Here is a 12,822-nt window from a genome sequence, read left to right on the forward strand (position 1 = left end):
TTGCCTGATGGCGGCATAAACGGTGGTTGACGCGTAGGCCGGATAAGCGTGAGCGCATCCGGCATCAATTACTGTGCTGATTTGGGTTTTACGTCCGTCGTGCCTTTCAGGCGCGGCCGGTTTTTTTCGACCCGCGTTAATGGCTGCGTCTCGTGTAGGCTTGTTTGGCAGCGGGTTGCAAGGTCCTGATACTCTTTGGTGTTCAGCCGTTTCCAGTGCAGCTCCTGATCTGTGACTTCACGCAATACGCGAGCGGGTGAGCCCACCAGCATCTGCCTTGCCTCCCCCTGAAATCCGGCTTTGACAAAGCTCATGGCGGCGACAATGCTCTCTTCACCAATCACTGCGCCGTCCATAATGACGCTGTTCATGCCGATCAGCGCATCTCTGCCCACCACGCAACCGTGCAGGATTGCGCCATGGCCGATATGCCCATTCTCATGCACGATGGTGTCAGTGTCGCAATAACCGTGCATGATGCAGCCATCCTGCAAGTTAGAACCTGCCTCCAGAATCAGGCGACCATAGTCACCGCGCAGTGAGGCATGTGGGCCGACGTAGACGCCAGCCCCCACGATCACATCACCAATCAACACAGCGCTGGGATGAACATACGCCTCTGGATGCACTACCGGAATCAGGCCTTCAAAGGCGTAATAGCTCATCTGTTATCAGCGTCCTTTCCACACCGGATCGCGTTTTTCCGCAAACGCCTGCGGTCCTTCGAGCGCATCTTCGGAGTGCAGCACTGACGGATAGTGCTTCAGCACGCCGCTGCGGATGTAGCGGTAGCCTTCTTCTACCGGCATTTCGCTGGTCGCGCGATAAATCTCTTTCAGCGCGGCGATCGCCAGTGGGGCGCTATTCACCAGCTGCTGCGCCAGTTCGCGCGCACTATCCATCAGTTCGCTCTGGCTGACAACGCGGTTGATGATACCCCAACGCAGCGCTTCTTCGGCACTCATTCGTCTGCCGGTCATCACCATTTCGTTGACGATAGCCGGTGGCAGTAGCTTCGGCAGACGGAGAACGCCGCCGCTGTCAGGCACGATCCCGAGCTTGGCTTCCGGTAGCGCGAAGCTGGCATTTTCCGCGCAGACGATAAAATCCGCCGCCAGCGCCAATTCAAAACCACCGCCAAACGCATAGCCGTTTACCGCAGCGATGACCGGTTTATCGAGGTCGAAAATTTCGGTTAAACCGGCAAAGCCGCCTGGGCCAAAATCGGCATCCGGCGCTTCACCTTCAGCTGCCGCTTTTAAGTCCCAGCCCGCAGAAAAGAATTTCTCACCGCCGCCGGTGATTATCGCTACGCGTAATTCCGGGTCATCACGAAAATTAAGAAACGCTTCACCCATGGCAAAGCTGGTTTTGGCATCAATGGCATTGGCTTTAGGCCGGTCGAGGGTAATTTCCAGAATCGGGCCGTTACGAGTCAGATGTAATGATTCACTCATAGTTCATCTCCAGATAAATAGATTTCCCGGCAGGAGGAATTCCTACCGGGAGGGTTATTTCAGATTTTTTTTGATTATTTTTCCTGAACAATTGCGCGGCAGGTCGGTTCTTATCTCCATAAACGAGGGAACCTTGAATTTCGCCATATTGTTTTCGCAGAAGCTGAAGAACTCGGCTTCGCTTAATGTTTCACCTTCATTAAGGACGATAAACGCTTTAATGGCTTCATCACGGATTGAATCTTTAATACCGACAACCACAATGTCCTGAATTTTCGGATGCGCAGAAATAATATTTTCCAGCTCGACGCAGGAGACATTTTCTCCGCCGCGTTTAATCATGTTGCAGCGTCTGTCGACGAAATAAAAATAGCCATCCGCATCCTGATAGCCCGAATCTCCGGTATGTAACCAGCCTTCAGGTTCCAGCGCTTTGGCGGTAGCCTCCGGCTGGGCATAGTACTCTTTGAAGATTGTTTTGCCCGGCACGCCTTTAATACAGATTTCGCCAATTTCTCCGGCGGGCAGGGGACGGTTGTGATCGTCACGGATTTCGGCTTCATAGCTAAATCCCACGCGGCCAATGGAGGGCCAGCGTCGTTTGTCACCGGGACGGTCGCCGATAATACCGACGATGGTTTCAGTCATACCGTAGGAGGTCAGCAGCCTGACGCCAAAGCGTTCGGTAAAGGCGTCTTTTTCCTGTGCGGATAAATTGAGATAGAACATTACCTCGCGCAGGTGATGCTGTCTGTCGGTTGGCGCGGCAGGTTGTACCATCAGCGTTCTGATCATCATCGGAATGCATTCGGTAACCGTCGCCTTATATCTATGCACCTGATTCCAGAACGCCCTGGCACTGTACTTCTCTAGCAGCACAAAGGTGCTGCCAGCGGAGAATGCGGGCATTGTGGCGGTACACTGACAGTCGATATGAAAAGCGGGCATCACCGTCATGTAGACGTCATCATCGCGCAGAGCGATTTGCCAGGAAGTGTAGTAGCCTGCAAAACGCAGGTTGTAGTGGGTAATCACCACCCCTTTAGGCCGTGAAGTGGTGCCTGAGGTAAACAGAATTTCCGCCGTATCGTCAGTGGATAACGCGGGCGTATAACACAGCGTAGTCGACTGGCGGGATTGCAGTTGGGTAAAGTGGCTCACGCCGTCGTCAACCGGAAGCTGTTCGCCAATCAGACAGATATGATTAAGCGGTGTGGTATTTTCCAGCCGTATCTGGCGGTACATAGGATAAAACTGGGCGCTGGTGACCAGCAGGCTTACCTGGCTGTTTTGCAGGATCCAGGCACTTTCTTCGCCCAGTAAGCGGGCATTAATCGGTACCATAATGGCGCCAATTTTTGCCAGCCCAAACCAGCAAAAAATGAATTCCGGACAGTTATCCAGATGCAATGCGACCTTATCGCCCTTGCGGATCCCTAAGGAATGGAACAGGTTTGCCGTGCGGTTAATCTCTTCATTGAGCGAGGCATAGCTAAACTGCCGAACGACTCCTTCGCAGGATTCGAAAATTAACGCCGTTTTATCTCCGTACACCCCGGCCAGGTCGTCCCACATCTGACGTAAGTTTTGTCCGCCAACGATATCCATATTGCTTTATCCACTGAAATCAGGCGTGAGCGCTAACCCACTCGCGGGTCAGCGCGTCGCGTTTATTCCTCAACTCTGGCCAGGCCTTTGCCGACCAGCTCATTTATGTCTGCTTCGCTATAACCAATGTTTTTCAGAATGGCGGCAGTATCCATGCCATGTGACGGCATGCCACGCCAGATTTTCCCCGGGTTGTTTTTAAATTTCGGCATGATGTTTGGCCCTTTGCAGGTGCGGCCATCCATTGTTTGCCACTGAGTAATGGATTCACGAGCAACGTACTGAGGGTTGCCTTCCAGTTCCGGAATGGTCAGCACCTTCGCGCAGGCGATATTCAGCTCAGCAAAACGCGCCTGGACTTCGGCGATGGTGTGTGTTGCCAGCCACGCGTCCAGTTTCTCTTCCACGAGCGGGCCGTAAGGGCATTCCACGCGATGGATAAGCTGGGTGCCTTCCGGTACTTCCGGTGTGCCAAGAATGTGGGCGAGGCCAATATCTTTGAAGCACTCGTTGATTTGCGTGATGCCGACCAGCTCCATGACGATATAGCCATCGGCGCATTTATACAGGCCGCAGCCAGCGTAATACGGGTCTTTGCCTTTGGTCATGCGTGGGCAAATTTCGCCGCCGTTGAAGTAATCCATCATGAAATACTGACCCATGCGCAGCATCACCTCGTACATGGCGATATCGATGCTTTCACCTTTACCCGTTTCGCGGACTTTGTGCAGAGCCGCCAGCGCCGCTGTCGTCGCGGTCATCCCGGAGAAGTAATCGGCGGTGTACGGAAAGGCTGGCATTGGCTGATCCACGTCACCGTTTTGGATCAGATAGCCACTGAACGCCTGTGCGATGGTGTTATACGCCGGAAGATTGGTGTACTCCTCGGTACCAAACTGGCCGAAGCCGGAAAGGTGGGCGATAACCAGTTTCGGGTTATGTTCCCACAGCACTTCATCGGTAATACCGCGGCGGGCAAAGGCCGGGCCTTTACTGGCTTCAATGAAAATATCGGTGGTTTCCATCAGCTTCAGAAACGCTTCCCGGCCTTCATCTTTGAAAATATTCAGCGACAGGGCATGCAGATTACGGCGTGAGAGCTGCGGATAGTTAGGTTGCACGCGGATGGTATCGGCCCATGCGACGTTTTCAATCCAGATAACCTCAGCACCCCATTCGGCGAACATCTGTCCGGCGAACGGACCGGCAATTTCGATCCCTGAAAAGACAACGCGTACCCCGGAAAGCGGGCCGAAGGATGGCATTGGTAAATGATTCATCATTTTTCTCCTGGCATTTTTTTGTAGGCCCGGTAAGCGCAGCGCCACCGGGCATATTGCCGGATGGTGGCGTAAACGCCTTATCCGGCCTACGAAACGAACGAATCAACGGTATTGCTTCAATACCGCACGACCCAACGTCAGGATCTGCATTTCGTCAGAACCACCAGAAACACGGTCAACGCGCAGGTCACGCCAGAAGCGCGTGATGCGATGGTTACCCGCGATACCCACGCCACCCAGCACCTGCATGGCGGTGTCTACCACCTCAAATGCCGCGTTGGCGCAGAAGTATTTGCACATGGCCGCGTCGCCCGAGGTAATAGTGCCGTTATCCGCTTTCCATGCGGCTTCCAGCAGCATGTTTTTCATGGAGTTCAGTTTGATCGCCATGTGCGCGAACTTCTCCTGAATCAGCTGGAAACGGCCGATCGTTTCGCCAAACTGTACGCGTTGGTTGGCATAACGCGCTGCGTCTTCAAAAGCGCACATTGCCGTACCGTAGTTGGTCAGTGCGACGAGGAAGCGTTCATGGTCAAACTCTTCTTTCACGCGGTTGAAGCCATTACCTTCCCGACCGAACATGTCTTTCTCGTCCAGTTCAACGTCATCAAAGGTGATTTCACAGCAGCTATCCATGCGCAGACCGAGTTTCTCCAGTTTGTTGACCTTGATACCCGCCTTGCTCATGTCAACAAACCACTCGGTATAAACAGGTTTATCCGGCGATGCACCATCTCTCGCCATCACTACGATGTACGGGGTATAGGCGCTACTGGTGATAAAGCACTTACTGCCATTAAGATAAACCTTACCATTTTTACGTGTATAAGTGGTTTTCAGACTGCCAACATCCGATCCCGCTCCCGGTTCTGTGATCGCCGAGTTCCACATCTGCTTACCGGTCCCCTGGAACGCCATGATTTTATCAATTTGCTCTTGGGTACCTTCACGCAGAAAAGTGTTAAAACCGCCAGGTAATTGGTACAACACGTAAGTCGGTGCGCCAAGACGTCCGAGTTCCATCCAGACGGCGGCAACGGTGACAAAACCGGCTTCCAGCCCGCCGTGTTCTTCCGGGATCAACAGGCTATCGATGCCCATATCCGCCAGTGCTTTTACAAAACGCTCAGGGTAGACGCTGTCGCGATCGCACTCGGCAAAATAAGCTTCCCAGTTCTCACTGGCCATCAGTTCACGAATACCGGCGACAAACAGTTCCTGCTCGTCATTTAAGTTGAAATCCATCTTTCAGCCTCTTGATCAATTGGGTTAATAAGAATTACTTGTCTTTCCAGTGCACTTTGGCGTCTTTAATAAAGGACAGCGTCACCATGATGTTGACGAAGAACAGCGGACATCCTCCGGCGATAATTGCGGTCTGAATGGGCTTCAGCCCACCCAGCGCCAGCAGAACGATGCCGATGACGCCGACCAGAACGGACCAACCGATACGCACCAACAGCGGCGGTTCTTCACCATCGCGAACTTCGCGACAGGTGGACATCGCCAGGGTGTAGGAGCAGGCGTTAATTAGCGTGACGGTTGCAATAAAGCAGAGGATAAAGAAGCCCCACATGGTGGCGGTGCTGAATGGCAAGGCGGCCCAGGTTTCGATAATGGCGCGCGCCACGCCGTGTTGTTCAATCAGCTGCGGGATGTTGAGAATGTTTTTATCCATCAGCAGCAGCGTGTTGCTGCCAAGGACTGTCCACAGGATCCAGGTGGAAGCGGTCAGGCCCAGCACCATCCCAAAGCACAGTTCACGTACGGTACGACCTCGAGAAATACGCGCCAGGAAGATACTCATCTGGATGGCGTAAATGACCCACCACGCCCAGTAGAAAACAGTCCAGCCCTGCGGGAATCCGCCTTTGCCGATGGCATCGGTATAGAACAACATGCGCGGCAGATACATCAGCAGCATGCCGACCGAGTCGGTGAAGTAGTTCATGATGAAGCTGGCGCCGCTGACGATAAACACCCAGCCCAGCATCAGGAAGCTCAGGTAGCTACGCACGTCGCTGGCGATTCTGACTCCTTTTTGCAGGCCACAGGCTACGCAAATGGCGTTCAGAATGATCCAGCAGGTAATGATGATGGCATCTAATTGCAGCGTATGCGGAATACCGAACAGCCATTGCATACACTCAGTTACCAGCGGCGTCGCCAGACCGAGGCTGGTACCCATCGCGAAGATCAGTGCCACCAGGTAGAAGTTATCAACGATGGTGCCGAACAGCCCTTTCGCATGCTTTTCGCCCACTAACGGTACCAGCGTGGAGCTGGGACGGATGACGTCCATCTTGCGCACAAAGAAGAAATAGGCGAAGGCCACAGAAAGGAAGCTGTAGGTTGCCCACGGCAACGGCCCCCAGTGGAACAGGCTGTACGCCAGACCGATCTCTTTCGCACCCGTGGAATTGGGCTCCAAAGCGAACGGCGGGGTAGAGATATAGTAGTAGATCTCGATGGAACCCCAGAACAGCACCGCGGCGGATGTACAGGAGGCGAACATCATAAAAATCCAGCTGGCGGTACTAAACTCGGGTTTTTCGTCGCCTAATTTCTTTTTGGCATACGGGCCAAAGACTAACCAGAACCAGCCGAAGAGCATGACGACCATATACCATTCGAATGCCCAACCCCAGACGTTGGTGACATAACTGAATACCGCATTAATAACGACGTTAGCGGCATCAAGATCTCTTACTGTTAGCCAACAAAGTATCCCAACAATTATTAATGGCGGAAAAAAAACCTTCGGTTCAATTCCCGACTTTCTCTTTTCATTTTTCATAAGTGAATTCCAGTGTGAAAACGAAATTTATTTAGCGTGCCCGTATGTGATCGTTTGTTTATTTATTATTAATGATTTGTTGATGACTTTTTAACCTCTGGGGCGCCTCAGTGAGTAACTCATAATGGGTATTCATTTCCGGCTATTCTGTTATGTGCGTCACACTTTTTTATGCTGGTTATTTTGTCTGGAAATCTGGATAATTTCCTTATTAATCAAAATCTTGATATTGGTTTTTTAACTTTTTTAAGTGACTGGCGTTCAATATTGTTGAACCAGCAGACAATATTGAAAATTTTCATATTTGACGTGATTCTTTCAATATTGGTGAGGCATGTAACACTATTGAAAGTTACGAATTTCAATGTGTGACATTTTCAATATTGGTGATTAAGGTTTTATTTCCGAATTAAAGAGCGTGATATCTGTATTTAACACCGCCGATATAAATACGTTTCCTTCATGATTTCTGGAGATGCAATGAAGATAATTACTTGCTACAAATGCGTACCTGATGAGCAGGATATTGCGATTAATAATGCTGATGGAACACTCGATTTCAGCAAAGCAGATGGCAAAATCAGCCAATATGATCTGAATGCGATCGAAGCGGCTTGCCAGTTAAAACAGCAGGTGGGAGAGGCTCAGGTTGTGGCCATGAGCGTCGGAGGCAAAGCGCTGACCAATGCAAAAGGGCGCAAAGATGTGCTTTCCCGTGGCCCTGATGAACTGATTGTTGTCATTGACGATCAATTTGAACAGGCGCTGCCGCAACAAACTGCCACTGCGCTGGCTGCCGCCGTGCAAAAATCCGGTTTTGATCTGCTTATTTGCGGCGACGGTTCTTCCGATCTTTATGCTCAGCAGGTTGGTCTGCTGGTGGGCGAAATGCTGGACGTGCCGGCGATAAACGGCGTGAGCAAAATCCTCTCTCTTACCGACAGCACTCTGACGGTAGAGCGTGAACTGGAAGATGAAGTTGAAACCCTGAGTATCCCGCTTCCGGCGGTTATCGCGGTCTCTACTGACATCAACACCCCTCAAATCCCTTCCATGAAAGCCATTCTTGGTGCGGCGAAAAAACCGGTTCAGGTTTGGTCACCTGCAGACATTGGGCTGAACAGCGTGCAGGCGTATTCCGCACAACAGGTTGCTGCGCCGAAACAGCGCGAGCGTCAGCGCGTTGTCATTGAAGGTGACGGTGAAGAACAGATTGCCGCGTTTGTCGAGAATCTTCGCAAAATCATTTAATTATCAGGGGATGTTATGAACAAATTTTCCAGTATCTGGGTATTCAGCGATACCCCTTCTCGTCTGCCGGAACTGATGAATGGTGCGCAGGCTTTAGGTGAAAAAGTTAACACGTTTGTGCTCAGCGATGCGGACAGCGCAACGGCATGTCATTTAGGCGCGGATCATGTCTGGCTGCTCAGCGGCAAACCAGAAGACCGTATGGTTGAAGACTACGCCGATGTGATGGCTCAGACCATTCGTCAGCACAGCGAGGGCGGCGCGGTGCTGCTGCCGAATACACGTCGGGGCAAGCTGTTAGCGGCAAAGCTGGGCTTTCGCTTGTCGGCTGCAGTCTCAAATGACGCCAGCGCAGTCGCGGTGCAGGATGGAATAGCGGCGGTCAAACATATGGTCTACGGTGGCCTGGCGATGGGAGCAGAAACAATCGCTTCACCGTTTGCCGTGATCACTCTCAGTAGCGGAACGTTTGACGCGCAGCAACCGGATACCACCCGCAGCGGCGAGATGCATACCGTACAGTGGCAGGCTCCGGCCATTGTCGTGACCCGTACGGCAACTCAGGCGCGTCAGAGCAACAGCGTCGATCTCGACAAAGCCCGTCTGGTGGTCAGCGTGGGACGCGGTATTGGTAGCAAAGAAAATATCTCGCTGGCAGAAGCGCTGTGCCAGACGATTGGCGCTGAGTTGGCCTGTTCCCGTCCGGTGGCGGAAAACGAGAAGTGGATGGAGCATGAACGCTACGTCGGCATCTCCAACCTGATGCTTAAGCCTGAACTGTATCTGGCCGTGGGGATCTCCGGGCAGATCCAACATATGGTCGGCGCCAACGGCGCACAGACGATTTTCGCCATCAACAAAGACAAAAATGCGCCGATTTTCCAGTATGCAGATTATGGCATCGTTGGCGATGCGCTGAAGATCCTGCCTGCGCTGACGGCTGCCTTAGCGCGTTAAACCATTCGGGCAGGATGCGAAGGTATCCTGCCGCTGACAGGAGTACGTATGTCCGAAGATATCTTTGATGCCATCATAGTGGGTGCAGGTCTGGCTGGTTCGGTTGCGGCGCTGGTGCTGGCTCGGGAAGGTGCACAGGTGCTGGTTATCGAGCGCGGCAATTCTGCTGGCGCGAAGAATGTCACCGGTGGGCGCATGTATGCGCATAGCCTGGAGCGCATCATTCCCGGTTTTGCTGAGCAGGCCCCCATTGAACGCATAATCACCCACGAAAAGCTCGCCTTTATGACCGACAAAGGGGCGATGACCATCGACTATTGCAATGGTGAAGAGGCCGCATCGTCGCAGGTTTCTTATTCCGTCTTACGTAGCAAATTTGACGCCTGGCTGATGGAGCAGGCCGAGGAGGCGGGCGCCCAGCTTATCACCGGTATTCGTGTGGATAACGTTGTGCAGCGCGAGGGTAAAGTCGTGGGCGTGGAAGCCGACGGCGATATTCTGGAAGCCAAAGTGGTGATCCTCGCCGACGGGGTGAATTCTCTGCTGGCTGAAAAGCTGGGTATGGCAAAGCGCGTCGAGGCATCGCATGTTGCCGTCGGCGTAAAAGAGCTGATCGAACTGCCAAAATCGGTAATTGAAGATCGTTTCCAGTTACAGGGGAACGAAGGTGCAGCCTGCCTGTTTGCCGGATCGCCAACCGATGGGTTGATGGGCGGTGGCTTTCTCTATACGAATGAAACAACCCTTTCTCTGGGGCTGGTCTGCGGCCTTCATCACCTGAAAGACGCGAAAAAATCGGTCCCGCAAATGCTGGAAGATTTCAAACAGCATCCGGCGGTTGCCCCACTGATCGCCGGTGGCAAGCTGGTGGAATATGCCGCGCACGTCGTACCTGAAGCCGGTATGAATATGCAGCCTGAACTGGTGGGGGACGGTGTGCTGATTGCCGGTGACGCTGCCGGAATGTGTATGAACCTCGGCTTTACCATTCGCGGTATGGATCTCGCCATTTCCGCAGGCGAAGCGGCGGCGAAAACGGTGCTTTCAGCGATGAAGCGTGACGACTTTAGCAAGCAGTCGCTGGGTGAATACCGTCAGCATCTGGACGATGGCCCGATGCGCGATATGCGTATGTACCAGAAGCTTCCTGCTTTTCTTGATAACCCGCGCATGTTTACCGCCTATCCCGAAATGGCGGTCAGTATCGCACGCGACCTGTTCACCGTAGATGGTTCCGCCCCAGTGCCAATGCGTAAAAAAATCCTGCGCCATGCGAAGAAAGTGGGCTTCATCAACCTGATGAAAGATGGCCTGAAAGGAGTGACCGTATTATGACATCTCCCGTCAATGTGGACGTCAAACTGGGCGTCAATAAGTTCAATGTCGATGAAGACAGCCCGCATATCATTCTCAAAACCGATCCTGATAAACAGGCGCTGGCAGTGCTGATTAAGGCCTGTCCAGCAGGGCTGTATAAAAAACAGGACGACGGCAGCGTACGGTTTGATTACGCCGGATGCCTGGAGTGCGGAACGTGCCGCATTCTCGGGCTCGATACAGCGCTGGAAAAGTGGGAATACCCGCGTGGGACATTTGGCGTGGAGTTTCGCTACGGTTAATAAGTACGAGGTTGTGCACCCGTAGGCCGGATAAGACGCGCTAGCGTCGCCATCCGGCAATCATGTGACGCCAGTGCCGGATGGGGGCGTAAACGCCTTATCCGGCCTATAGATGATGCTTTGCCCGTGTTGAAACAGGAAGTCGCTATGCAGCAGCCCAGGAACTTTGATGACATCAAATTTACCTCTATTCACCGCCGGATAATGCTGTGGGGAAGCGGTGGGCCATTTCTGGATGGTTATGTGCTGGTGATGATTGGCGTAGCGCTGGAACAGCTCACGCCAGCATTGAAACTGGACGCACAGTGGATTGGTCTGCTGGGTGCCGGCACGCTCGCCGGTCTGTTTGTGGGGACGTCGCTGTTTGGCTACATTTCCGATAAGGTCGGGCGGCGCAAAATGTTCATCATCGATATTATCGCCATTGGCGTGATATCGGCAGCAACCATGTTTGTTTCCTCGCCCGTTGAGCTGTTGGTGATGCGTGTGCTGATCGGCATTGTGATTGGTGCCGATTATCCGATTGCTACCTCGATGATTACCGAGTTCTCCAATACCCGCCAGCGCGCTTTCTCCATCGGTTTTATCGCCTCGATGTGGTATGTCGGCGCCACCTGTGCCGATCTGGTCGGTTACTGGCTGTATGATGTTGAGGGAGGATGGCGCTGGATGCTGGGCAGCGCGGTGATCCCCTGTATTTTGATCCTGATTGGGCGCTTCGATCTTCCTGAATCGCCGCGCTGGCTGCTGCGTAAAGGTCGGGTGAAAGAGTGTGAAGCGATGATGATCAAACTGTTCGGCGAACCGGTGGTGTTCGACGAAGAGGCGCCGCAGGAGACGCGTTTTCTCCAGCTGTTTAACCGCCGTCATTTCCCGTTTGTCCTGTTTGTTGCCGCTATCTGGACCTGTCAGGTGATCCCGATGTTCGCCATTTATACCTTTGGTCCGCAGATTGTTGGACTATTGGGGCTTGGTGCCGGGAAAAGCGCCGCGTTGGGCAATGTGGTGATAAGCCTGTGCTTTATGCTGGGGTGCATTCCGCCCATGTTCTGGCTCAATAGCGCGGGTCGCCGACCGCTGTTGATTGGCAGTTTTATTATGATGACGCTGGCGCTGGCTGTACTGGGGTTAATTCCTGATATGGGGGCGTGGCTGGTGGTGCTGGCATTTGCCGTGTACGCGTTTTTCTCGGGGGGACCGGGAAACCTGCAGTGGCTATACCCAAACGAACTGTTCCCTACCGACATTCGCGCGTCTGCCGTCGGGGTGATTATGTCCTTAAGCCGCATCGGTACTATTGTTTCAACCTGGGCGCTGCCGGTATTCATCACCAAATACGGTATCAGCAATGTCATGCTGATGGGCGCAGGAATTTCGCTGATTGGCCTGCTTGTGTCCATCGCTTTCGCCCCAGAAACGCGAGGTCTGACGCTGGCGCAAACCAGTCAAATGACGATTCGCAGTAAGCCCGTGACCAGGGCGGGCTATTAGGAGTGTTCTGTATTTTCCCTGCAACTCAGTCAGTTAGCCTACAGTTAACTGGGTATATCACTGAAAACAACTGAAAAGCAGGGAGAACACCATGCAAAAACATATCCTGATCACCTCAATTTTTACCGCAGCAGCACTGTTTACCGTGGTCGGTTGTTCCTCAAACCAGGCGGTTAAAACCACCGATGGCAAAACAATCGTCACTGACGGCAAACCGCAGGTTGATGATGATACTGGTCTGGTGTCGTACAAAAATGCTCAGACGGGTAAGACGGAACAGATTAACCGCGATCAGGTTAAGGATATGAGCGAACTGGACAACTAGTTCAGTTTTCTCCATTCAGCCACTCAATAATATT

General features: G+C 52.7%; 12 protein-coding genes. 6 read left to right on the forward strand and 6 right to left on the reverse strand.

Annotated features, from left to right (window positions below):
- Positions 1-68 precede the first annotated feature (68 nt).
- The 6 genes from caiE to caiT all read right to left on the reverse strand — a co-directional run bounded on the left by caiE (position 69) and on the right by caiT (position 7,145).
- Entirely contained in the window at positions 69-665 is a 597-nt protein-coding gene (caiE, locus tag G4551_RS03745) for a carnitine operon protein CaiE (RefSeq protein WP_003837359.1), read from the reverse strand.
- A gap of 6 nt (positions 666-671) precedes the next feature.
- Complete coding sequence (gene caiD, locus G4551_RS03750; RefSeq protein ID WP_003837361.1) at positions 672-1,457, reverse strand: crotonobetainyl-CoA hydratase; 786 nt, start codon at positions 1,455-1,457, stop codon at positions 672-674.
- Positions 1,458-1,511: 54 nt separating this feature from the next.
- Entirely contained in the window at positions 1,512-3,065 is a 1,554-nt protein-coding gene (gene caiC / locus G4551_RS03755) for a crotonobetaine/carnitine-CoA ligase (protein WP_003837362.1), read from the reverse strand.
- Between the two features lie 62 nt (positions 3,066-3,127).
- Positions 3,128-4,345: an L-carnitine CoA-transferase gene (caiB, locus tag G4551_RS03760; RefSeq protein WP_003837364.1), complete on the reverse strand. Its 1,218-nt coding sequence runs from the start codon at positions 4,343-4,345 to the stop codon at positions 3,128-3,130.
- 105 nt (positions 4,346-4,450) lie between these two features.
- Positions 4,451-5,593 carry a crotonobetainyl-CoA dehydrogenase gene (gene caiA, locus G4551_RS03765; RefSeq protein WP_003018898.1) on the reverse strand — a complete coding sequence of 381 codons (1,143 nt, stop codon included), beginning with the start codon at positions 5,591-5,593 and terminating at the stop codon, positions 4,451-4,453.
- 34 nt (positions 5,594-5,627) lie between these two features.
- Positions 5,628-7,145, reverse strand: a complete 1,518-nt coding sequence (gene caiT / locus G4551_RS03770; RefSeq protein WP_003018896.1) for an L-carnitine/gamma-butyrobetaine antiporter — start codon at positions 7,143-7,145, stop codon at positions 5,628-5,630.
- A 480-nt stretch (positions 7,146-7,625) separates the two neighbouring features.
- Between caiT and G4551_RS03775 the strand changes: the two genes are divergently transcribed.
- From G4551_RS03775 to G4551_RS03800, 6 genes are all read left to right on the forward strand, one after another.
- The gene (locus G4551_RS03775) at positions 7,626-8,396 is read left to right on the forward strand and encodes an electron transfer flavoprotein FixA (RefSeq protein ID WP_003018893.1); all 771 of its coding nucleotides are present in this window, start codon (positions 7,626-7,628) and stop codon (positions 8,394-8,396) included.
- A gap of 15 nt (positions 8,397-8,411) precedes the next feature.
- A complete protein-coding gene (locus G4551_RS03780; protein WP_003837367.1) occupies positions 8,412-9,353 on the forward strand; it encodes an electron transfer flavoprotein subunit alpha/FixB family protein in 942 nt (313 codons plus the stop codon).
- Positions 9,354-9,401: 48 nt separating this feature from the next.
- Positions 9,402-10,688: an FAD-dependent oxidoreductase gene (locus tag G4551_RS03785; protein WP_003018887.1), complete on the forward strand. Its 1,287-nt coding sequence runs from the start codon at positions 9,402-9,404 to the stop codon at positions 10,686-10,688.
- Positions 10,685-10,972, forward strand: coding sequence for a ferredoxin-like protein FixX (gene fixX, locus G4551_RS03790; protein WP_003837369.1), 288 nt, complete (start codon positions 10,685-10,687; stop codon positions 10,970-10,972). The genes G4551_RS03785 and fixX overlap by 4 nt, the downstream gene beginning before the upstream one ends.
- A gap of 147 nt (positions 10,973-11,119) precedes the next feature.
- Complete coding sequence (locus G4551_RS03795; RefSeq protein ID WP_003837371.1) at positions 11,120-12,463, forward strand: MFS transporter; 1,344 nt, start codon at positions 11,120-11,122, stop codon at positions 12,461-12,463.
- Positions 12,464-12,554: 91 nt separating this feature from the next.
- A complete protein-coding gene (locus G4551_RS03800) occupies positions 12,555-12,788 on the forward strand; it encodes a YgdI/YgdR family lipoprotein (RefSeq protein ID WP_003837373.1) in 234 nt (77 codons plus the stop codon).
- Positions 12,789-12,822: the final 34 nt, after the last annotated feature.

This window comes from Citrobacter freundii ATCC 8090 = MTCC 1658 = NBRC 12681 (genome assembly GCF_011064845.1).
GTDB lineage: Bacteria > Pseudomonadota > Gammaproteobacteria > Enterobacterales > Enterobacteriaceae > Citrobacter > Citrobacter freundii.